We start from the raw sequence: 22,147 nt of genomic DNA, 5'->3' as shown, positions 1-22,147 counted from the left end.
CTAGTAATCGTGAAGCGGGTTTACAAGATTTACAACCACACTCTGGCTCTAAACGCTTATTGCCGTTACATGCGCAAAGTCGCTGGTCAGGGTCGGCACTCCCGTTAGGCATACTTATGCTCATCCTTATTGCGCTGCCCTTTGTACACGATTCACGGAGCTTTCTCATTTTAATGACGCAAATTTTTGTTATGGCTGTGTTTGCGATGAGCTACGATATTTTGCTCGGCTATACAGGTATCGTGTCGTTCGGACATTGTATGTTTTTCGGGGTCGGGGCTTATACGACAGGGGTGTTTATGGATATGGCTGGGGCCAGCATGGGGATGCTCGTCCTGTCCGTAGTTGTAGGCATCGTGCTGGCAGCACTGCTTAGTTATGTAGTAGGTATGCTGTCGCTGCGGCTAAAAAGCCATTTTTATGCGATGCTTACGCTTGCTTTTTCAGGCTTGTTCCTCGTGTTGGCAGAGAAGTGGCGCACAGTGACAAGAGGGAATGACGGGTTCACGTTTCCGATTCCGGCGGTGTTAAAAGATCGTGCGGTATTGTATTTTACAGCGTTGGCTGTCATGGTGCTGGTGTATGTATTATTGCGCAGATTTACGAAATCTCCGGTCGGAAAGGTGCTGCAAGCGATTCGGGAAAATGAGCAGCGTGCAGAGTCGCTCGGCTATGAGATTGTACATTACAAAGTCATTGCTAGCATTGTGGCAGGTGCTGCGGCCAGCATTAGTGGCTCGTTGTACGTGGTGGCGCTTCGCTTCGTGAACACAACCGTATTTTCGATGGATATGACGTTAAATGCGCTGCTGATGACGATTATTGGTGGTGTCGGCACCTTATTTGGTGCCATTTTGGGAGCTTCTTTCATCCAGTGGGCGCATTTTGGTCTAACGGAGTTAGCGAAATTTCACCCGATATTTGAGCGCTGGATTATTTTTTTCGGATTATTGTATATCGTTGTCGTCTTAGTATTCCCAGCGGGTATTGTAGGCACGTTGCGTAACTGGTGGAACCTACGACGCGCCAAAAAGCAACAAGGGATGCTGCTGGATACATCCACAAAGGAGGCGACACGGGGTGACGGGTGAAGGCATGAATAAGGAGTTAGCGCCTGCTGTGTGTTCATTCGTGCTCCGTTGCCACCCACTGGTGGGGTCGGATGAATGGCGTATTCGTGTGACGTATGTGCAAGGGGAAGAAGAAACGATCGTATGTTCATTGACGGAGGCCGTTCGGTATATGGAACAAATGATGGGGCGGGGACAGTTGTCGGAAGGAAGGGGGAGCCGCTATGGAGCAGGGGCAGAAGCAGAAGCAGAAGGCTGAGGAGCTGCCGCTTACGGGGAGCGTATTGGAGCGGGATCAAGATAAAGTTGAAGATGAAGATCGAGATGAGACTGTCCACCTGCTCGGCATTGGGGTGTTTTTACCGGATGGCAGGATGACGAGCGAGGAGATTGCACAGGGTACGGGTATTCCCGTACAAGTTGTGCGGGAGAAGCTTGGTATTGTTGAAAAAACGGTGCCTGGCCCCGATGATCATCCCTGCGAGATGGGCGTCAAAGCGGCACGCAAAGCGATAGCTCAAGCTGGAATTCGAGCGGAAGAAATTGATCTCGTCATCTACATCGGAGAAGAGCACAAAGAATATCCGGTGTGGACGGCTGCATTAAAGCTGCAACAAGATATCGGAGCAGTGAACGCATGGGGGTTTGACGTTGCCCTCCGTTGCTGCACGACGATTATGGCCGTCAAGGTTGCCAAAAGTATGATGCGTGGAGATAAGAACATTCGGACGGTGCTGCTGGCAGGTGGATACCGAAATGGCGACCTTATTGATATGAATGATCCACACACGCGCTTTATGATTAATTTAGGTGCAGGTGGCGGGGCGATGGTGCTGCGACGAGGAGCGGGTAGAGCGGGTAGTGCAGACCATGCAGATCATGCGGATCATACTTATCCCGAAGTGCTTGAAGCTGTCGTAGTGACAGACGGTTCATTTGCAGAGGATGTTATCGTGTGTGCAGGCGGTACGAAGCAGCCGTTGACGCCGCAATTGTTAGCGGATGGAGGCCCGCGCTTTCGTGTACCTGATCCTGAGCAAATGAAGCGGCGGCTGGACGAGGTGTCGCTCCAGCGGTTTATTGATGTCATTCGGCAGTCTGCGGAACAGAGCGGCTATGCGATTCGTGACATCGATGTACTCGGTTTGCTTCATATGAAGCGATCCGCGCATCAGGCCGTGCTTGAAGAATTGGAGCTGCCGCAAGAAAAAGCGGTCTATTTGGAGCGATATGGTCATATCGGCCAGTTTGATGCCATGTTGAACTTGGAACTAAGTGTTAAGGCTGGATTGATTGGCCCTGGCAGCGTTGTTGTATTGGCTGCCGCCGGAATTGGCTATGCATGGGGGGCATTAACGCTTAGATGGGGGACGGGTACGTCCATTCAATAAGTTAGGGTGCATATCTCGCCCGAATAAGGAGGCCTTGACCATGCAGGCAAAAATACATTTGAAATCGGTGCAGCTGCCAAATGGAGAAATGCTCGGATACCGTGAACGGGATGGGGGCGACGAGCTAGTTCTTCTTATACATGGCAATATGAATTCCTCCTGCCATTGGGACTTGGTGTTTGAACAACTGGACCCACGCTATAAGCTGATCGCGGTTGATTTGCGTGGTTTTGGCATCTCGACTTATCATCAACCGATTCGCTCCTTGCATGAATTTGCAGAGGACGTTAAGCAGTTCACAGATGCGCTCCACATGCAGCGCTATGCGGTAGTTGGTTGGTCGACGGGAGGAGGCGTTGCCATGCATTTGGCAGCTGACTATCCTGAACAAGTGGAGAAGCTTATTTTGCTAGCACCTGTGTCAACGCGCGGCTACCCGTTCTACGAGGATGGCAGCGATGGGCTGCCTGATGTCACGAAGCGGGTAACAACGTTTGAACAGATTGCCAGTCTCAAGCGCAATCAAGCGATCGCAGAAGCAAATCTTCGCGCTGATGGTGCTTATATGCGGCAGATTTATAACGCTGTTATTTATACGCATAAGAAGCCAGCAGCAGCCCGCTACGAAAAATACATTAACGACATCTTAACGCAGCGCAATTTGCTGGATGTGTACACTGCGTTGAACACGTTTAATATAAGCGAGGTTCATAACGAAGCGGCTAAGGGCAGTGCAGCGGTGCAGCGTATTACGGCACCTGTGCTTCTCTTGCGTGGTGACCGCGACCTTGTCATCTCGGAACAGATGATGAACGATACGAGAGCTGATTTTGAAGGCAGAGCGAATTACGTGATTTTGCAAAATTGCGGGCATTCCCCGCTCGTAGACGATTTACGACAATTGCTGGCGGTGATGGAATCATTTTTGTCCGAGCCAAGCTCAAGCTGACAAACTCACAAACTGAGAGGCTGATAGGCTGACAAACTGGAAGGAGAGGTTGAACATGTCGTTGCAAAGCCCAATCAATGAACAAGGAAGCGGAATGAAAGGGAAGGCGGTTGTCATTACAGGTGGCGCGAGTGGGATTGGCTATGCTGCTGCCAAGCGTTTTGCGCAAGAGGGTGCATGTGTCGTCATTGCTGATTATAACGTGGAGGCAGGTCGACTCGCGGTGGAGCGGATTCAGACAGAACTAGGATTACAGTTGGAAGGTAAAGTGATTTTTGTGCAAACCGACGTCTCCGTAGAAGAAAGTGTCAGCGCTTTAATGGAGGCGGCGATGACGCAGTTTGGCGCGATTGATGTACTCATTAACAATGCGGGTATTACACGCGACGCAATGCTGTTAAAAATGTCAACGGAGCAGTGGCAAGATGTCATTAACATTAATCTGAACGGCGTATACTATTGCACTCGTTATGCGGCTCCTCATATGGCTGCGCGTGGCAAAGGGAAAATTATTAACACTTCGTCCATCGTAGGGTTGCAAGGGAATATCGGGCAGACGAACTATGCGGCTGCAAAGGCAGGTTTAATTGGGATGACTCGAACGTGGTCGCGTGAACTTGGTTATAAAGGCATTAGTGTGAATGCCGTGGCTCCGGGGTTTATTGAGACCGAAATGGTCGCAAAAATGCCGGGAAAAGTGCTCGAAGGCATGCGTGCAAAAGTACCGCTGCGCCGTCTGGGAACACCCGCGGACGTGGCGGAAACGTATCTGTTCCTTGCTTCTGATGCGGCCGATTATATTAACGGTGCCGTTATTGAAGTGAACGGAGGTCTGTCCATTTGAGCGGCCTCCGATTGCGCAGCGGTCCAGCGTTTATGACCGCTGAGGAAGCAGTTCAACTCGTCACCGATGGTGCTGCCGTCGGTGTCGGTGGCTTTGTGGGATGTGCTCATCCTGAAGCACTGACCGCTGCCTTGGAGCGGCGCTTTGTGCAGGAGTCCGCTCCGCGCAGTTTAACGGTCGTCTATGCAGCGGGACAAGGAGACGGTGAGTCCCGCGGTGTTAATCATTTGGCGCACGAAGGGCTTGTGCGCCGTGCCATAGGTGGACATTGGGGACTAGCTCCCCGCTTGGGCGCTTTAGCGCAAGCGAACAAAATAGAGGCGTACAATTTTCCGCAAGGTGTTATTGTGCAGTTGTATCGGGATATTGCGGCAGGTCGGATAGGGGCGTTAACTCATGTCGGGCTGCATACATTTGTTGACCCTCGACTTGGTGGTGGGAAGCTTAATGAGCTGACACAGGAAGACTTAGTTGAACTTGTTCAGCTAGGTGATCAGGAACAGCTATTGTATCGTGCCTTCCCGATCCATGTTGCATTTATTCGCGGCACAACCGCTGATGAGCGGGGTAACATCTCGATGGAGCGCGAGGCCGTCACGTTGGAAATGCTGGCGCTTGCGCAAGCGGTCCATAATAGCGGCGGCATTGTGATGGCCCAAGTAGAACGTACGGTTCGGGCTGGACAATTGCATCCGAAGCAAGTTGTTATTCCGGGCATCGTTGTTGATGTGGTCGTCGTGGCTGAGGAAGCAGCACATGCAATGACGTTCGCGGAGAGCTACAATCCGGCGTACAGCGGGGAGGTGCGCTTGCCTGCCGCTGAGCTGCCAAGGATGCACAAAGACGAGCGGCTTGTAATTGCACGCCGCGCCTTGCAGGAGATTCCGGCCCATAGCGTGGTCAATCTTGGCATCGGGCTGCCGGAAGGTGTGGGCTATGCAGCTTTAGAAGCAGGCCGCAGCGATTTAACGCTGCTGCTTGAATCGGGACCGATCGGAGGCATACCTGCACGTGGGCTTAGCTTCGGTGCGGCTTCGAACGCAGAAGCGATTATTGATCAGCCAGCCATGTTTGATTACATGGATGGGGGCGGTATTGATGTCGCTTGTCTCGGCATGGCCGAGGCGGATGGCAGCGGTAATGTGAACGTCAGCTGGTATGGAGACAAGCTAACAGGCTGCGGTGGCTTTATTAATATTAGCCAAAATGCGAGCAAGGTCGTTTTCTGCTCCACATTTACAGCAGGCGGATTGCAAGTCAAGCTCCACAAAGACGGTCTGCACATTATACGTGAAGGTAGGCATCGCAAATTCGTGCATCAAGTGGAGCATTTGACCTTTAGTGCCGCTTATGCGGCATCACGGGGTATTGAGATCGTATACGTCACGGAGCGAGCTGTATTTCACTTGCGTGATGGTGCGCTTGAACTTGTAGAAATAGCTCCTGGTATTAGCTTGGAAGAGGATGTGTTGATGCATATGACTACCCCTCCTAACGTAAGTCCTGGATTAAAACAGATGAGTTTAGCCTTGTTTGAGTAGCCAACGAAGTGCAGCCGCAACGCAATCGCAACGCGGTCACTACGTAATCGCAACGCGGTCACTACGTAATCGCACTCATTGCACAGACGGAACGCAGTCACTACATAATCGTACTCATTACGCAGACGCAACGCAATCGCTACGCAGCCGCAGTGTAGTCGCACCGCAGACGCTGCGTAATCGCAGCCGCTACGTAGCACTACTAAATTCAACAGCTTCCTCCAACTCAGCCCAGTATCTCGCATGCTGCTCCGTCATATCCGTATCAAGCGGGCAAGTAGCCGGAGTCAAATGTTTCAGCATCCGATCATCAATGAACCAATCCCCTTGTTCCAGCGGCGGATGGAGCTGATCCTCCCATACATCTTGCAACTTCGGACTATACACTTGTCCAGAACGAGTTGTAGCGGAGGGGGTTCCATCCACCGTAAATTGGGCTGGCCAATAGTCAGCTCTGGAACCTGAATGTGGAACCGTCTGAATGAAACGAAGCACCCCTGCATGTATGTCAGGTGTACAGAACAACAAAGCGTAAAGGCTTTTGCCGAGCTCGATTCGCTCATCTATATTTTTGAAATTTTCCAGAGTTAATCCCGATAAGCCAATTTTGTGCGCCCTATGTTCATGCAAGGTGTTCTCCTGCGACAATTCCAACGGGAACAAGATTTGATTCATTTGCAATTGGCCTCGCAGTGCAAAATCAACGCGATCAAGCACATGCTCGCGATACTGCTCGTTCTGGATCACTCGTCCCTCGATAACGTTCTGCTCATTCATAATTAAAGCAACAGTTAGCAGAGCGGATTCCTGCTGTACCCAGAATGAATGCCAGAACGGAGTCATAAAGCTCGATACGCCAAAATGCGGCAGCAAATGGAACATGCTTTTTCCTAATTTACGGCTTTCCGAGTACAGCAGCAATTGGGAATATGCATCATGAAAAATAAGGGCATTGGCTCGTTCCAACATTCGAAATATCCATAGTCGATGTTCAGCGCTTAACAGTTGTGGCAGCCATTTTCCTTGCAAATCGGTCATATTCCATCCCCCATTTCGGGACACAACGTGAGCCAACAGCGCCCAATGAATTTCTGGGAAGGCTAAATAGATTTCGCGATAAGCATCAGTACGTGTGATGTTGTTACGGTTGTTCTTGCGCACAGCGTGATGAATACGGCGAATAAGCGCAAGCTCGTCCGTCGTTAGCGTAAGCGAAGGCAAGGTATGATGGGTGGCTCGATGCCGTTCTTGTAATATTCGGCACACATCCTGCTCGACTCGCTTTGCAGTCGCATCGTTCCATTTCAGTTGATGCTGATCACTCGGATGAAGCCACTTGCCCGTCATTTGCCCCCAAGCCGATTGTACAGCACGCAAGGTTGTTTCAAGTGCAGTCTGCACAAAGTTGAGGGCATGACGCCAACGTTTAAAAGGCTGTGAATCCATATGTAAACCTTCTTTCTAACCATACAAATAGCCTCAAATAGCCCACATCTGCTTCCCTTAAGGAATCAGGTGAATCAATTTTATAGCTCATCATTAGTATGTCCATAATAGCGCTTTCGAAAAAGTTCATTTTAAATAGACGTTTGACTCGGGTACAATTGTGTTATATGTTGATTTGAATACCATTTAGGAGTGATATGATTATGGAAAAAGTACAGACGGTAGCACGATTCCAGGAAGTTATCGCTCAGTCTACGACAGTTGTTACGGTATTTAAGACAAGCTGGTGTCCAGATTGTCACTTTATTGATCCGTTCATGCCAGAGCTGGAGGCGCATTACGCAGGTACAGCTACTTTTTACGAGATTGATGCCGAGAGCCTTGTAGATGTTGCACAGGAATATAACGTCATGGGCATTCCTAGCTTTGTAGCTTTTCACAATGGAAAAGAAACGATTCGCTTCGTGAATAAGTTACGTAAGACGCGCCCAGAAATTGAGCAGTTCGTTGACCGCGCGATTGCGGTATCCGACGCATTGTAAGCTATTCGCTTCATCATCGTTAACTCATGCTCGCTATATCATCCGTCCCATTGGGGCGGATTTTGTCTCTTTATGAGTTAGACAGGCTGGCAATGCGTAATATTTGTCACAAATTAGTCGTACATTCGCCCCTAAATTCCGGTATAATGGTTACGGATTAGAACACTATTTTTCCCAATTGTACGGGATTTAAAATGAATAACGGGTCAGGTGAAACTTGTGAATCTGAACATCTACCGCCGCTTAAAACAGCTTGCATACGTAACGTCCATCGGCATGTTCACGGTAGTCGTGAATGGCGCTTTAGTGACGAAGACGGAATCCGGCATGGGATGCGGTACGGATTGGCCTCTGTGCAACGGGAAATTTGTTCCCGCTTACACAATTGAATCAATGATTGAATATTCGCATCGGGCCGTGACAGGAGTTGTTGGCCTACTTGTACTGCTTGCCTTCCTGATGGTATATCGATATGCTCGGGACAAGCGAGATGCGGTTACTTATGCGGGCTCAACGCTACTCTTCACTGTTGTGCAAGCGATTATGGGAGCAATGGCTGTTATGTACCCGCAGTCGCCACCAGTTATGGCGCTGCACTTCGGCTTTTCGATGCTAGCATTTGCCTCATCCTTTTTACTTTGTGTTGCATTACGGCGCTATGTGCTAGGACATGATCAGTCAGATAGCCCAAGTCAAGGCTACGTAAGCGCTAAGTTTCGCTATGGGGTATGGTTTACGCTGTTCTATACATATGTTGTCATCTACATTGGAGCTTTTGTACGGCATACGGAGTCATCTGGCGGCTGTATGGGGTGGCCATTGTGCAATGGCGAGTTTATACCGGATTTGGCCGGGGGAACGTTAATTGCGTTTGTACATCGTGTAGCGGCAGGACTATTGTTTATAGCTGTAGCGACTATGGCACATTTTGCGTATCGCAATCATAAACATAATCGAGAGATTCAGCTATATGGAATTTGGACATTGGTGCTCTGTTTGGGTCAGGTGTTAAGTGGAGCGCTAGTCGTGTTTACGATTGCTGATTATAACAGTTATGTATTTACGGGTCTTATTCATGCGACGTTTATTTGCGGAATGTTCAGTGTACTTTGTTATATGGCCATCCGTGTGTGGCAGTTGCGACAGAAATAAAGCATATCCAGCATTAAAAAAAGCAGATGATTTCGTCTTCGTTTCATGTAAACGTAGCGAGATCATCTGCTTTTTGTGTATGGCGGGTATTTTTTAGTGGTACCTAACATGTTTAATTATGCTCCTTCAATAATGATTTGCACCTCTTGCGAGAGCGGGCCGAGCAGCATAATCGAAACAACTGCTTTGGCAGCGGCAACCCAGCGGTTATTGCTTGGAGCGTGTGCTCTAGTCATTGCTTGTGTCACGATACCCGATGCAGCGCCGTTGCTTACGATTTCATGGTTCATTGTGTTGTTTGTCATCGTGGTGTTCCCCCTTGTTAAGTCTCGTTGTTGTTGTCTTTCATGTGTTTATCTTATCTCACACGCAGCACGTGATCCATTGAACGAGCTTACGTCTGTCTTACAATGTCGTCACTCAGAAATAAGGATTGTGGGCGGGGTTGGTAATTTTTATGAAAAGGATTATACTTGAATCGAAGAGAGAAACTTAAGGCGGATGACGCTTCATTTCGAGGAGGGCTCACGTTGTCATTTTCTAATTTACGTCAATTTATAGACAACTTGAAACGGGAAAACGATATTGCCATTATTGAGGAGCCAGTCGACCCGTATTTAGAAATTGCAGAAATACACCGCCGAGTGATTGAAAATGGCGGGCCCGCCTTGTTTTTTGCTCGTGTAAAAGGGAGTCCGTTTCCGGTCGTGACGAATTTATTCGGTACGACACGACGAGTTGATTTAGCGTTCGGAACACGTCCGGAACAGCTTGCGCAAAAATGTGTGGATGCGATTCCGAGACTACTGCCACCTTCCCCTAAAAATCTGTGGGAAGAGCGTGGGCTTGTGAAGGATCTGCTCAGCCTGACGAAAGTTGGGGTGCGCGAGGTGTCTCCGACACAAGCACCGATTATGGATGTGAAACGTGTTCACAATCCGCTGGAAGGCTTGCCCGCGCTTACAAGCTGGCAGCTGGATGGCGGGCCATTTATTACGCTCCCGCTCGTCTATACCGAGCATCCGCAACATCGAAGCAGCGACAATCACTTAGGCATGTATCGCATGCACATTTATGACCACGAAACGACAGGCATGCATTGGAAAATTCAAAAAGGTGGCGGCTTTCATCACGTTGAAGCCGAACTGCGGAATGAATCTTTGCCGGTATCCGCTATTGTTGGTGGCCCGCCTGCGCTAATCGCTGCGGCAATCGCACCATTGCCAGAGAAGCTGCCAGAGTTATTGTTGGCTTCGTTTGTTATGGGCGAGCGTTTGCCTGTGGTGGACAGTGGGTTTGCCGGTCATCGGATTCCAGCAGAGGCTGAATTCGTCATCCAAGGGCTAGTGCCGCCGCACGTCCGTCGGCCGGAAGGTCCTTTTGGCGATCATTACGGCTACTATTCGTTGGCGCATGATTTCCCTGTGCTGAACGTGAAGCATATGTATCATCGGAGAGATGCGATTTACCCAGCGACTGTCGTCGGTAAACCACGCCAAGAAGACTATTATCTAGGCGAATATTTAGTAAGGTTGTTGTCGCCTGTGTTCCCGCTCGTAATGCCGAGCGTACGCAAGGTGCATCCTTACCCCGAAACAGGTGCTCACTCGATGGCGGCAGCGGTCGTTCGCGAAAGCTATTCGCGTGAGGGGCTGATGTCAGGCTTCCGTCTATTAGGAGAAGGGCAGCTAAGTTTAACAAAGTTCCTCTTCCTGACGGATCAAGTGGTCGATTTAGAGAACTTTGCGCAGTTGCTGGAGGCGGTATTGGAGCGTTTCGATCCGTCATCTGATCTATATATAATTAACAATACGTCACATGATACGCTTGATTATACCGGACATAAACTGAATCACGGCAGTAAAGCGATTATGCTCGGGGTCGGCGATCCTATTCGCGATCTCCCGCATGAATATACCGAGGGAGTCGTGGACGAAATACACGACGTTGCCATCTATTGCCGCGGCTGCTTAACGATGGCGGGCGCCTCTTATGAGGCGGAGCCGCAGTTGGCGGAGCGCCTTATGCAACGACTGGCGAATAAAGGTACGGACTGGCCGCTTATTTTTTTAGTAGACGATGCACAAGTGGCCAATTCCCAGCTACCGTTTCTATGGTCGGTGTTCACGCGCTTTAACCCAGCATCGGATATGTATGCTGCGGCGGAAGTTCGCCAGCATCACTTGGCTTATAAGCTTCCGATCGTCATTGACGCCCGAATGAAGCCTGGCTATCCCGACGAATTGACCCCACGTGAAGATATCGTGCAACTTGTAGACCAACGTTGGAAACAATACTTTCCGAATGGTCTAAGACGGGGGTGAGTCGATGCTACGTGTTTTATTCGGAGAAATTCCCCGTCAAGATGAGGGTGAGCTGAAGCAGGCAATGTCAGCGATGAATGGTTACTTGGACGAACTTCGTTCACGTATCGCTCAAGATGGCGACCCGAAGCATATCCGGCGTAAAGCCGAGATTATGACAGTCGGCCTCAAGACATCGTTAGATGAACTGGAGCAAAGTGTGTACGCATCCGGCAAGTATGCGGATGGGGTACACAAGCAATATGAAGTGGAAATGAATGAGGCAGAGTCGGACGATTATTATCGTCATGTTTACTATTACAAGAACGGTTTTATTCGTGTCTTCGCGGTGCTGGATAAGCTGGGCACATTATTGAATGATATATTGATGCTTGAAACGGAAAAGGTGAAGCACCATTTCTCTTATTTCACCGTGCTGCGGCAAATGCGCACGTTAGGTCAACAAGAGGCCTTGTACCAACAACTATCGGTCTTAAAAGAGCAGTATAGTACGCAATTGCAGCATTTGCGCAAGCGGCGCAACACCGAAGTGCACCACTTAAATGCGGAGATGCAGGATGATCTGTGGCAGCGTCATCGCAGCTTAACGGACAAAATTAAGCTGGAGGACATCCGAGCCAACGTACAAGATTTACGGGATGCGCTTACGATGGTATGCGCATCCATCGTTCTTGTGTTTGAACATTTGTTGCACGTGTCGCGGCCGTTTCATAAATAATCCAAATTTTGTTTTTTGAAAAATGATTGATTATTTCAGAAATAACGTTTATAATCACCTTAATTTCATATCGATTTTCTTATCGAGAGTGGCGGAGGGACAGGCCCTGTGAAGCCCGGCAACCGATTTTGCAAGTCCGGTAGTACAACGAATGCTGTTGTATACTTGCAAAATGTCAGGTGCTAAATCCTTCAGAACAGCAACGGTGTTGGTGTTCTGGCAGATAAGAAAGGGATAGTAACGAGCAACTGGTCATTCATAAACGAAACCGTGAAGTCGTCGCCCCCTTTTGGCATCTGCCATAAGGGGGCTTTTTGTATATTCGTTTTGTATATTCGTTTTCCATCATAACCGAAACTAATAACGTACACCGTGTACTCTAGATCACGCACAACAAGCAATATAAGCGTCACATGCGTGACAAGCAACAGAAGCAACACAACAGAAGAAACACAACAGAAGTAAAACACCATCAACATGAATCGCAACGAGATTAGAAGAGCAAGGAAGGTGACGAATCAATTGATTCGATTAGAGCATATTAGCAAATCCTATCAGGGTAAAGGCAAGGGAAAAGATGGCGGCTTGCTTGCCCTAAATGAAGTCAGCTTGCACGTAGAGCAGGGTGAAATTTACGGCATTATTGGACATTCGGGAGCAGGTAAAAGTACACTGCTACGCAGCATTAACTTATTGGAGACACCCACATCAGGCACGGTCCATGTAGATGGAGTTGAGTTAACGAAGCTAGGCAAGAATGAGCTTCAGCAGCAGCGTCGCAAGATCGGGATGATCTTTCAGCACTTTAATTTGTTGTCATCGGCAACGGTGTTTGACAATATTGCATTCCCGCTGCGTCTACAGCAGAACTCGTCCGAGCAAGTTAAGGCCAAGGTGGAGGACTTATTACGCCTCGTTGGTTTAGAGGATCACCGTGATAAATATCCGTCGCAACTGTCCGGCGGTCAAAAACAGCGCGTCGGCATCGCACGTGCATTGGCGAACGACCCGAAGGTGCTGCTCTGCGACGAAGCGACGTCAGCGCTTGATCCGCAGACGACGAATTCGATTTTGGAGCTGCTGCTCGACATTAATCGCAAATTTGGCATTACGATCGTGCTTATCACGCACGAAATGCACGTAATTCAAGCAATTTGCGACCGTGTCGGCGTTATCCACGGAGGTAAGATTGTGGAGCAAGGCAAAGTGGTGGATGTGTTCTTGAAACCACAGCATCCTGTAACGCGTGAGTTCATTATGGAGGAGCGTCATGATGCAGAATTGCAGCCATGGGCATCCTTTAAAGCTCAAGCTTCTGCGCATGCACGTGTCGTCAAAATCGACTATTTGGGTGATGTGACATACGAACCTGTGCTGCACCAAGTGCTAACCGCAGCGGGTATCACCTTTACCATTTTGCAAGGTACGATTTCACGAATGAAGGAAGTACCGTATGGCCAGCTCGTCGTGCGACTTGACGGCGAAGAAGCTTCGATGGTTGCGGCAATGAAGTCGCTCCAAGCGAAAGGCCTTGAAGTGGAGGTGCTGGCATAATGTTTTTCGGACTCGATTTTAGTTTAGTTCATTGGGATGAAGTGTTTGAGGCAACAGTAGATACGATGTCTATGCTCGGATTTTCAATGTTGTTCACAGTCATTATTGGTTTGCCACTCGGTGTTATTTTGTTTTTGGCGAGCAAGGGAAATGGAGCGACTTCCACAATTGGATACAGCATGTTATCGCTGATTGTCAATGTGCTGCGCTCTGTCCCGTTTGTCATTTTGATGATTGCAATTATTCCACTCACACGGATGCTCGTTGGTACTTCTGTCGGGGTTGAAGGAACGATTCCGCCGCTCGTGTTAGCGGCAGCGCCATTTTTTGCGCGACTTGTGGAAACGTCCTTGCGTGAAGTTGATCGTGGTGTCATCGAAGCGGCCCAAGCGATGGGTGCGACAACGTGGCAAATTGTACGTAAGGTGCTACTCCCAGAAGCGATGCCAGGTCTCATTGCAGGTACGACGATTACAGCTGTTACACTAGTGTCGTATACGGCAATGTCCGGCCTTATTGGTGGCGGTGGCCTAGGTGACTTAGCTATTCGTTACGGTTATCACCGCTATGAGTTCGAAGTTATGGTCGTGTCCATTATCGTACTTGTGCTGATGGTTCAAGTGCTGCAATGGATCGGGGACGCATTTGTACGTAAGTATACGCGTAAGTAAGCGTCGTTTAATACGGAAGCTAGCTCTTAGGAGCTTCAAATAGCACAAAAGGCACAAATAGTTCAAATAGCTCAATTACTTCATTACTTCATTTAGTTCGTGTCATACGAAATTGCAGGTACCATATGCACAAATCATGATTCGCTATATTCGAAAGGGGTAGGAATTAACATGAAAAAATGGACTTTTGTATTGACGCTCGTCACTTTGATCGGACTGCTTGCAGCTTGTGGCAGTAAACCTGAAGCAGGAACAGAGCCTGGCAAAGACGCGGCTTCCGGTTCCGCAGGTGCAACAACGAAGCTTGTCGTTGGCGCTTCACCTATTCCACATGCTGAAATTTTGAAGCATATTGCTCCTAAATTGAAGGAGCAGGGCGTGGAATTGGAAGTTAAAGAATATACGGACTATGTGATGCCGAACGTCCAATTGCATGAGAAGCAGCTTGACGCGAACTTTTTCCAACACAAGCCTTATATGGACGACCAAGTTGCCAAAAACAAGTACGATCTAGTCGCAGTTGCTAACATTCACGTAGAGCCATTTGGTGCTTATTCGAAAAAGATTACGAAAGTGGATGAGCTGCAAGACGGCGCAACCGTTGCGATTCCAAGTGACGCAACGAACGGTGGCCGTGCCTTGCTCCTGTTGCAAAAGCAAGGTTTGATTAAATTGAAAGACGGCGTTACGCTGAATGCAACGGTTCGCGATATCGCGGAGAACAAGAAGAACTTGAACTTTAAAGAGCTTGAAGCAGCAATGTTGCCACGAGCTGTAGACGATTTTGATTTGGCACTCATTAACACGAACTATGCTTTGCAGGCACAATTAGACCCGAAAAAAGCGTTGTTTATTGAAGAGAGCCTCAACTCTCCATATTCGAACATCATTACGACTCGTTCTGACAACAAAGATAGCGATGCGATCAAGAAGTTGCTTGCTGCCTTGCAATCCGAGGACGTAAAAACATTTATTAACGATAAGTATAACGGTGCGATTACGACTGCATTTTAATCGCAATCGTTCTAGTATGCTGAAGCTGCTGACCTCTTGGGTCAGCAGCTTTTTTTGCGGAGAGGGCCAGCTTGTTGTTCTAGGTTGACAAATCTTTTATACTGGATCGTAAAGTTAGTTTCTACTTGCAGCGCTCGAAGGAGGTTAAATGACGTGGAACAGCAGAGAAGAACAGCCCTTATAACTGGGAGCGCCAAGGGTCTAGGCAAGATGACCGCACTTATGCTTGCAGAAGATGGCTACAACATCGTATTGAATTATGTAAACAGTGAAAAAGAAGCATTTGCGTTGCAGCGCGAAATTGAACAGTTAGGTGTTCGTTGCATTGCTGTGCAAGCAGACGTATCACGTCCAGAGCAAATTAAACAATTAGTGCAAACGATTGAAGAGCAGCTCGGCAGCGCAGATATTGTAATAAACAATGCAGGTCCGTTCATTCGTGAGCGCCGCTTATTTGTTGATTATACAGAAGAAGAAATCATGTATATGCTTCATGGTAATCTGACAGGTGTTATGCTCCTTGATCATCTCGTACTACCTAGTATGCGAAAAAAAGGGTGGGGGCGCATTATTCATTTTGGTTTCGGTCACGCTTCAGAAGGACGAGCTTGGCCGCATCGAGCTGTATACGCAGCCGCTAAGGTCGGACTTGTGTCGTTCACGAAGACGCTCGCCGTGGAGGAAGCTTCCCACGGGGTAACCGTAAATATGGTGTGTCCGGGTGATATTCGTGGCGAACACAAGGAGCTGATGATTGAGGATGTGTCCGATCTTCATGATCCAGAATCGCCGCGTGGCCGGCCTGGATCGGGTGAAGATATTGCCCGTGTCATTCAGTTTTTGTGCGACCGGAAATCAGACTTTGTTACCGGCAATACGATCAATGTGTCTGGTGGACTCGATCCGATTCGGACGATGATTTCCAAGACATAATACATAAAAAGCGCTTCGGCACTCGGTCAGCTTGCTGCATTGGGTATGATTGAGGCGCTTTTTTCTGAACGGATGAGCAATTCACGATGGGCGATGGGAGGCGATACATATGAGTCGACTGACGAAGCAGTTAGCCCAAGAAATGGTTCGTCGTACGATGCGAGTCATTGGCTACAATGTGAATGTGATGGATCGGGATGGACGAATTATCGGGTCGGGCGATGTTGCACGGCTGCATCGTATTCACGAAGGCGCACTGCTGGCGATTCAGCGGCAAGGGCGCTTTGAAATTGATGTAGAAAGTGCGGCAAAGCTGCAAGGGGTGCAGCCAGGCACTAATCTTGTCATCGAATTTCAAGATGAAATCGTGGGCGTTATTGGTATCACTGGCGATCCTAACGAGGTAACAAAGTATGGAGAGCTAGTGAAAATGACCGCTGAAATGTATATGGAGCAAACGTATTTGCTGGAACAGGCACAGTGGGATAAGCGAATGAAAGAAGACTTTTTATTGTCGATCATTCATGCGAATGAGAAAGATGTGCTTAGTTTGCGAACACAGGCGCAGCGGATCGGCTTTCAACCGAACAAGGTGCGTGTGGCATGCATAATGGAATTGAGAGCGATGGATGATTCGAGTTCGCTTGATACGTTGAAAAAAGTAGTTAATTTGCTGGAAGGACGCTCGGCAATCGACTTGATTGCCATTCGTAATTCGCAGCAGGTGGTTCTATTTAAGCAGCATGTTCATGAGCGTCAGCCGCATTCCGACATTTGCGATGGAATACGCCAAATTCGAAAATGGCTGGAGGATAAAGAGATTGCCCCGCTTCGCATCGCTGTTGGCAAGCCGTACGGGGGCATCGAAGGCTTGATTGCAGCGTATCAATCCGCCCAAGATACGATACGGGTCGGAAAAGCTGTGTATCCGCAGCAACATGTGTACTATAGCGATGATCTGCCCAATGAGTCGTTAGTTGCGAACGTGAACGAATCTTGGATTACGAAGCAGTTCGTTGAGCTGTGGGCCAAGTTCGAAGCCGAAGATCGAAGTGGGGAGCTGCGTCAGACGTTAGCTCTTTATTTTGAAGAGAGTGGTGAGCAGCATCGGGTGGCGGACAAGCTAGCCATTCATCGCAATACGTTGCGTTATCGCTTGCAGCGGATTCATGAACTAACAGGCAAAGACCCGCGCAATTTTGCGGAGTTGTTTACATTGATGAGTGCCTGCTGGGCGTTTGCGTTACAGAAGCGAAGTGGTGCAGAATCGACATAGAATAATGTAAGGGCTTTCTATTTGTTCATTTGCACAAGAAGTGTAGGCTGAACGAACAGAAAGTTCATTTTTTTGCCCAATGAAGCGCTTTCAAAATCGCGGTACATTATAGGTGTAACTTTTTTATAACTGAAGAAGAGTTAAACTTAAATGAACACGATAGATTGGCGATAAAGGGGGAGAAGTCATGACGGTTACGGTAAGCGTTCTGGGGGCGCTCACGGCGCTGGTCGTTGCGATTGTACTGATTTTGCGCAAAGTACCACCTGCATACGGGATGATGATTGGGGCACTTGCGGGCGGCCTTGTAGGCGGCGTTGGGATGGTCGATTCGATCAACTTGATGATGGAAGGAGCCAAAGGAATTATTCCAGCGGTGCTGCGTATTTTGGCGGCAGGTATATTAGCGGGCGTGCTCATCGAGTCTGGTGGAGCAAAGACGATTGCGGAAACGCTTGTAAAAAAAGTTGGCGAGGCGCGTGCGTTGTTCGCATTAGCATTTGCCACGATGGTACTGACAGCGGTAGGGGTGTTTATTGACGTAGCCGTTATTACGGTCGCGCCGATTGCGCTGGCGATTGCGCAGCGAGCGCATATCTCGAAGCTGGCTATTTTGCTGGCGATGATAGGTGGGGGTAAGGCGGGCAATATTATGTCCCCGAATCCCAATGCGATTTCCGCAGCTGATGCGTTTAACGTACCATTGACTTCGGTCATGGCAGCTGGCATTATCCCAGCGTTGTTCGGCTTGGCGGTTACGTACTTCATCGCAAAACGATTGAGCAACAAAGGTAGCATGGTTACGGCTAGCGAGTCGGAAGACAACTAGCATGAACAATTGCCGAGCTTTATGGCGGCGATGATTGCTCCGCTGACTGCAATTGCATTGTTAGCTTTGCGCCCAATTGCGGGTATCGTGATTGATCCGATTGTAGCGTTGCCATTTGGCGGATTTGTCGGTGCGCTATGCATGGGGAAAATCAAACATTTGAACCATTACGCAGTGTCTGGACTGAATAAAATGGTAGGTGTGGCAGTTATGTTACTTGGAACGGGCACACTTGCAGGCATTATATCGAATTCGCAGCTCAAGGATGTTATTATTCAGGGACTGACGACTTCGGGCTTGCCACCCTTCTTGCTGGCACCGATTAGCGGCGCTTTCATGTCCTTGGCGACAGCGTCCACAACAGCGGGCACAGCAGTTGCCAGCTCGGTCTTCGGTGGAACGATTATGGAGCTTGGTATCGCATCGTTAGGTGCAGCGGCGATGATTCATGCTGGTGCTACGGTGTTTGACCATATGCCGCACGGAAGCTTCTTCCATGCTACAGGCGGCAGTGTGAATATGGCGATGAAAGAGCGTTTGAAGCTTATTCCTTATGAAACAGCTATCGGTTTAGTGCTGGCAATCGTTTCGACGCTTGTGTTCGGTGTATTCGGATGGTTTCTATAAATAGACATATATAAAATGGCCTGGACGGTAGGTCGCATAGCGCTTATAGGATGCACAATGCTCATAGTGCTAATAGTGCTCATTGGGCGATACGTGGATGGACTGAGATGGCCATGACCTTGGACAAAGGGATTGTGGCTATGGAAGTAGAGACAGAGGAGAAGGAGTGGAGTGGAATGAACATTGTTGTAGCTCCCGATTCATTTAAAGAGAGCTTGTCGGCATTGGAAGCATGTGAAGCTATTGAACGTGGATTACGGACTGTGTTCCCGAATGCCGCTATTACTAAGGTGCCGATGGCAGATGGCGGTGAAGGCACCGTACAGTCGCTCGTAGACGCGACTGGCGGGCATATCGTCACCTGTGAGGTGACGGGGCCCTTAGGTACGCCGGTGCAAGCCTTCTATGGCTTGCTGGGCGACGGACAGACAGCCGTCATCGAAATGGCTGCGGCTTCTGGCTTAGCGCTCGTTCCGCCAGAGGAGCGTAATCCGCTCCTCACGACGACACGCGGCACAGGCCAGCTTATTAAGGCCGCTCTGGATGCAGGCGTCCGCAAAATCATTCTCGGTCTTGGCGGCAGCGCGACGAACGACGGCGGAGTAGGCATGGCGCAGGCGCTTGGCTTCCGCTTCCTGCGAGCGGACGGAAGCGAAATCAGCGCAGGCGGCGCTGCTCTAGGCAGCATTGAGCGCATCGTAAGCGATGATGCGGACTCACGTCTAGCGGACACGGTCTTTGTGGCCGCTTGTGATGTAGATAACCCGCTTACAGGTGAGCGCGGGGCATCAGCCGTCTTTGGCCCGCAAAAAGGGGCGACCCCAGAGATGGTGCGGCAGCTGGACTTTAATTTAGTCCATCTTGCACTCAAAATCATGGAGTGCATCGGCAAGGAAGTTGCCCATTTGCCAGGTGCAGGCGCTGCGGGAGGCCTGGGCGCAGGTGTGATGGCATTCCTTAACGCTGAGCTGAAGCGCGGAGTCGGCATCGTCATTGAAGCGACGCAATTGCAAGGGTACATGCAGACTGCGGATATCGTCATTACAGGCGAAGGCCGCATTGATGGGCAAACGATTTACGGCAAGACGCCAATCGGCGTCGCCAAGACAGCCAAAATGTACGGCTTGCCTGTTATCGGCATTGCAGGCTCGATTTCCAGCGATAGTGCCGTTGTGCATGAGCACGGTATTGATATGCTGTTCACAATTGTGCCAGGGGTGTGCACGTTGAACGATGCGTTGGCAGCTGCTGCTGACAATATGGAGCGTACAGCACGTAACATTGCTCAAGTTATCGCATGCGGAATGAAGCTGAACAATGCCAAGAAGGCTCAAGCGCAATGGACACACAATGAAAGCTCACTGAAAATTCATTAAAGCTCATTAAGTCTCATTAAATGCTCCCATAAAAAAAGAAAGAGTCTTGCTTCGCATGATGCGAAGTAAGACTCTTTCTTTGATAATGAATCGAATTAGAATACTTGTACGACTTCGATTACGCCTTCAACTTCTTCTACCAAAGCGCGCTCGATGCCCGCTTTAAGCGTAATTGTGGAGCTTGGGCAGCTGCCGCAAGCACCCATAAGACGCAACTTAACGATGCCGTCCTCGATTTCAACCAATTCAACATCGCCGCCGTCACGTTGCAAGAACGGACGCAGTTTATCCAACACTTCCAGCACCTCATCATACATCGGAGCTTGTGTATTTTCGCTCATTTATGCCAACTCCTTTCATCCATGCTACTTTTATTATATTATAAACCTATGCGTTTTCAAAGGCATAAGAACAGGGTGGAGGATTTGGAAAATGCGTCCAATGGTTGAATTTTGCGTAAACAACATGCATCACGGTACAGATGAAGTTCTAAAACAGTTGGAGCAGAATCCAGATGTCGATGTATTGGAATATGGTTGCTTAGGAAATTGCGGTGAATGTTATATGTTCCCGTTTGCTTATGTGAATGGGGATATGTTAACTGCGCAATCATCAGATGAACTCATGACTAAAATTATGGAAAAAATAGATGAGATAAAAGCATGGGAGCAGTTAGACATCGATTGATGTCGCTGCTCCCTTTGCATTAACCTTTATGTCGTTTGGACATCCAAAGCACGCCGCTCTTAATGACACGCGGAATATAGCCGAACATGGCACGAGTTCCTACCATGCCGAAGCCCGACTTTTTGCCAAGGGAACCGAGTATACCTTTTAGCTTGATACGGCCAAGGTTAGGAGTTTCACCTTTCCACAAAGCACGCATCACATCGGCGATCTGTTCGCCTTGAGCTCCCGCTGCCTGCGCACTTGGCGCGAACGGCAAGCTAGCGCAGTCACCCACAACATACACGTTAGGATAGTCTGGTATTTGATGATATTCGTTGAGTAGCACGCGACCTGACGGATCTTTAGGCACCTGAAGAGCCTGTACGACTGCCACAGGCTGGATGCCTGCCGTCCACACCGTTACGTCCGATACCATTTCTTCCTCGCCGCTTTGTTGACGGTTATAGATAACACCTTGTTCTAAGCGGCTCACATTGATATGTGAACGCAACTCGATTTGGTGTTCTTGGAACCAATCCGCCACTTGGCGTGACACCTTTGCTGGAAACGGAGACAGCACGCGTTCTCCGCGGTCCATAAGGCGGATGTTCAAATCCGAACGGCTCTCCCGTAGTTCAGCAGCAATTTCCACGCCGCTGAGCCCACCGCCAACGATTGTGACTTGACCGTAAGGCTTCAAGTCGTTAAGCAGCTGGAATGTCTGGCGTGTACTAGACAACGTTTGAATACTGTTTCCATATACATCAGCACCTGGGATGCCGTGAAAACGGTCTGTACAGCCGAGACCGATAACTAAGCTGTCATAAGGAAGCGGGTCGTCATTGTCAAAGTGAACGAGCTTCGCTTCCAAGTCAATGCTTGCAATCGTCCCATAATGAATATGTAGACGCGGGTCGTTCGGAAAGCTGACCCGCACGTCTACATCAGACACTGTTCCAGCGGCCAGTGCGTAATATTCGGTCTTTAAACCTGAATAAGGCATACGATCTACAAGAATAAGTTGAACGTCGGAAGGCAATTCTTCTTCCAGCAAGCGATGTATAATGGCCAAACCGCCGTAGCCGCCACCTAAGATGACGTGTCGTTTCATCTAACTTCCCCCTAAGATGCGGAATAATGATGATGCACAAGATGTTGCCGCGAAAGGCGGCGCTAGCGTTGATGGCTCTCCACACCTATCAGATTGTTACATGATGCTGT

22 protein-coding genes, 1 pseudogene and 1 riboswitch are annotated in these 22,147 nt (G+C 49.0%); of the genes and pseudogenes, 18 read left to right on the top strand and 5 right to left on the bottom strand.

Annotation, left to right across the window (positions count from 1 at the left end; translation table 11 throughout):
* Positions 1 to 116: 116 nt before the first annotated feature.
* From KIK04_RS05895 to KIK04_RS05870, 6 genes are read left to right on the top strand one after another with little or no spacing between them, the layout of a single operon-like run.
* Positions 117 to 1,091: a branched-chain amino acid ABC transporter permease gene (locus KIK04_RS05895; protein WP_232278615.1), complete on the top strand. Its 975-nt coding sequence runs from the start codon at positions 117 to 119 to the stop codon at positions 1,089 to 1,091.
* The gene (locus KIK04_RS05890) at positions 1,081 to 1,329 is read left to right on the top strand and encodes a hypothetical protein (protein ID WP_232277368.1); all 249 of its coding nucleotides are present in this window, start codon (positions 1,081 to 1,083) and stop codon (positions 1,327 to 1,329) included. The genes KIK04_RS05895 and KIK04_RS05890 overlap by 11 nt, the downstream gene beginning before the upstream one ends.
* Entirely contained in the window at positions 1,295 to 2,461 is a 1,167-nt protein-coding gene (locus tag KIK04_RS05885) for a 3-oxoacyl-ACP synthase (RefSeq protein ID WP_269670999.1), read from the top strand. Before KIK04_RS05890 ends, KIK04_RS05885 begins: the two co-directional genes overlap by 35 nt.
* A gap of 40 nt (positions 2,462 to 2,501) precedes the next feature.
* The gene (gene phaZ, locus KIK04_RS05880) at positions 2,502 to 3,410 is read left to right on the top strand and encodes an intracellular short-chain-length polyhydroxyalkanoate depolymerase (protein WP_232277367.1); all 909 of its coding nucleotides are present in this window, start codon (positions 2,502 to 2,504) and stop codon (positions 3,408 to 3,410) included.
* A 55-nt stretch (positions 3,411 to 3,465) separates the two neighbouring features.
* A complete protein-coding gene (gene fabG / locus KIK04_RS05875) occupies positions 3,466 to 4,254 on the top strand; it encodes a 3-oxoacyl-ACP reductase FabG (protein ID WP_232277366.1) in 789 nt (262 codons plus the stop codon).
* On the top strand, positions 4,251 to 5,795 hold the full coding sequence (locus KIK04_RS05870) for an acyl CoA:acetate/3-ketoacid CoA transferase (RefSeq protein WP_232277365.1): 1,545 nt from the start codon (positions 4,251 to 4,253) through the stop codon (positions 5,793 to 5,795). The genes fabG and KIK04_RS05870 overlap by 4 nt, the downstream gene beginning before the upstream one ends.
* A gap of 189 nt (positions 5,796 to 5,984) precedes the next feature.
* Here the strand turns inward: KIK04_RS05870 and KIK04_RS05865 are convergent, their stop codons facing one another.
* Positions 5,985 to 7,241, bottom strand: coding sequence for a DUF2515 family protein (locus tag KIK04_RS05865; RefSeq protein ID WP_232277364.1), 1,257 nt, complete (start codon positions 7,239 to 7,241; stop codon positions 5,985 to 5,987).
* Positions 7,242 to 7,444: 203 nt separating this feature from the next.
* Here KIK04_RS05865 and KIK04_RS05860 point away from each other — a divergent pair, with 203 nt between their 5' ends.
* Together KIK04_RS05860 and KIK04_RS05855 are read left to right on the top strand one after the other, a co-directional pair.
* Positions 7,445 to 7,783 carry a thioredoxin family protein gene (locus KIK04_RS05860; protein WP_232277363.1) on the top strand — a complete coding sequence of 113 codons (339 nt, stop codon included), beginning with the start codon at positions 7,445 to 7,447 and terminating at the stop codon, positions 7,781 to 7,783.
* A 210-nt stretch (positions 7,784 to 7,993) separates the two neighbouring features.
* Positions 7,994 to 8,935 carry a COX15/CtaA family protein gene (locus KIK04_RS05855; RefSeq protein WP_332330001.1) on the top strand — a complete coding sequence of 314 codons (942 nt, stop codon included), beginning with the start codon at positions 7,994 to 7,996 and terminating at the stop codon, positions 8,933 to 8,935.
* A gap of 116 nt (positions 8,936 to 9,051) precedes the next feature.
* On the opposite strand, the gene KIK04_RS05850 is transcribed toward KIK04_RS05855, so the two are convergent.
* The gene (locus KIK04_RS05850) at positions 9,052 to 9,240 is read right to left on the bottom strand and encodes a hypothetical protein (protein ID WP_232277362.1); all 189 of its coding nucleotides are present in this window, start codon (positions 9,238 to 9,240) and stop codon (positions 9,052 to 9,054) included.
* A 225-nt stretch (positions 9,241 to 9,465) separates the two neighbouring features.
* Between KIK04_RS05850 and KIK04_RS05845 the strand changes: the two genes are divergently transcribed.
* Positions 9,466 to 11,259: a UbiD family decarboxylase gene (locus KIK04_RS05845; RefSeq protein WP_232277361.1), complete on the top strand. Its 1,794-nt coding sequence runs from the start codon at positions 9,466 to 9,468 to the stop codon at positions 11,257 to 11,259.
* 4 nt (positions 11,260 to 11,263) lie between these two features.
* Positions 11,264 to 11,977, top strand: coding sequence for a Cthe_2314 family HEPN domain-containing protein (locus tag KIK04_RS05840; RefSeq protein WP_232277360.1), 714 nt, complete (start codon positions 11,264 to 11,266; stop codon positions 11,975 to 11,977).
* A 76-nt stretch (positions 11,978 to 12,053) separates the two neighbouring features.
* Positions 12,054 to 12,207, top strand: a riboswitch (SAM riboswitch).
* Here the strand turns inward: KIK04_RS05840 and KIK04_RS05835 are convergent.
* Positions 12,169 to 12,417 (bottom strand): hypothetical protein, encoded by a 249-nt coding sequence (locus KIK04_RS05835; protein WP_232277359.1) that lies wholly within the window; start codon positions 12,415 to 12,417, stop codon positions 12,169 to 12,171. (Overlaps the previous riboswitch by 39 nt.)
* 82 nt (positions 12,418 to 12,499) lie before the next feature.
* Between KIK04_RS05835 and KIK04_RS05830 the strand changes: the two genes are divergently transcribed.
* From KIK04_RS05830 to KIK04_RS05800, 7 genes and pseudogenes are all read left to right on the top strand, one after another.
* Positions 12,500 to 13,531, top strand: a complete 1,032-nt coding sequence (locus KIK04_RS05830; RefSeq protein ID WP_232278612.1) for a methionine ABC transporter ATP-binding protein — start codon at positions 12,500 to 12,502, stop codon at positions 13,529 to 13,531.
* The gene (locus KIK04_RS05825) at positions 13,531 to 14,202 is read left to right on the top strand and encodes a methionine ABC transporter permease (protein ID WP_232277358.1); all 672 of its coding nucleotides are present in this window, start codon (positions 13,531 to 13,533) and stop codon (positions 14,200 to 14,202) included. The genes KIK04_RS05830 and KIK04_RS05825 overlap by 1 nt, the downstream gene beginning before the upstream one ends.
* Positions 14,203 to 14,373: 171 nt before the next feature.
* The gene (locus KIK04_RS05820; RefSeq protein WP_232277357.1) at positions 14,374 to 15,216 is read left to right on the top strand and encodes a MetQ/NlpA family ABC transporter substrate-binding protein; all 843 of its coding nucleotides are present in this window, start codon (positions 14,374 to 14,376) and stop codon (positions 15,214 to 15,216) included.
* Between the two features lie 153 nt (positions 15,217 to 15,369).
* Positions 15,370 to 16,149: an SDR family oxidoreductase gene (locus KIK04_RS05815; RefSeq protein WP_232277356.1), complete on the top strand. Its 780-nt coding sequence runs from the start codon at positions 15,370 to 15,372 to the stop codon at positions 16,147 to 16,149.
* Between the two features lie 109 nt (positions 16,150 to 16,258).
* Positions 16,259 to 17,425, top strand: a complete 1,167-nt coding sequence (locus KIK04_RS05810; protein WP_232277355.1) for a sugar diacid recognition domain-containing protein — start codon at positions 16,259 to 16,261, stop codon at positions 17,423 to 17,425.
* 187 nt (positions 17,426 to 17,612) lie between these two features.
* Positions 17,613 to 18,881: pseudogene (locus KIK04_RS05805) on the top strand (GntP family permease).
* A gap of 176 nt (positions 18,882 to 19,057) precedes the next feature.
* Entirely contained in the window at positions 19,058 to 20,257 is a 1,200-nt protein-coding gene (locus KIK04_RS05800) for a glycerate kinase (RefSeq protein WP_232278611.1), read from the top strand.
* A 95-nt stretch (positions 20,258 to 20,352) separates the two neighbouring features.
* Here the strand turns inward: KIK04_RS05800 and KIK04_RS05795 are convergent, their stop codons facing one another.
* The gene (locus KIK04_RS05795) at positions 20,353 to 20,598 is read right to left on the bottom strand and encodes a NifU family protein (protein WP_232277354.1); all 246 of its coding nucleotides are present in this window, start codon (positions 20,596 to 20,598) and stop codon (positions 20,353 to 20,355) included.
* A 91-nt stretch (positions 20,599 to 20,689) separates the two neighbouring features.
* On the opposite strand from KIK04_RS05795, the gene KIK04_RS05790 reads away from it, so the two are divergent.
* Positions 20,690 to 20,944 (top strand): YuzB family protein, encoded by a 255-nt coding sequence (locus tag KIK04_RS05790; RefSeq protein WP_232277353.1) that lies wholly within the window; start codon positions 20,690 to 20,692, stop codon positions 20,942 to 20,944.
* A 19-nt stretch (positions 20,945 to 20,963) separates the two neighbouring features.
* Here KIK04_RS05790 and KIK04_RS05785 read toward each other — a convergent pair whose 3' ends face one another.
* Positions 20,964 to 22,037, bottom strand: coding sequence for an NAD(P)/FAD-dependent oxidoreductase (locus KIK04_RS05785; protein WP_232277352.1), 1,074 nt, complete (start codon positions 22,035 to 22,037; stop codon positions 20,964 to 20,966).
* Positions 22,038 to 22,147 lie beyond the last annotated feature (110 nt).

Origin of the sequence: Paenibacillus sp. 481, assembly GCF_021223605.1 — a bacterium.
Taxonomy (GTDB): domain Bacteria; phylum Bacillota; class Bacilli; order Paenibacillales; family Paenibacillaceae; genus Paenibacillus_B.
Note: the sequence above shows the minus strand (reverse complement) of the source record. Positions and strands in the feature narration are given on the sequence as shown.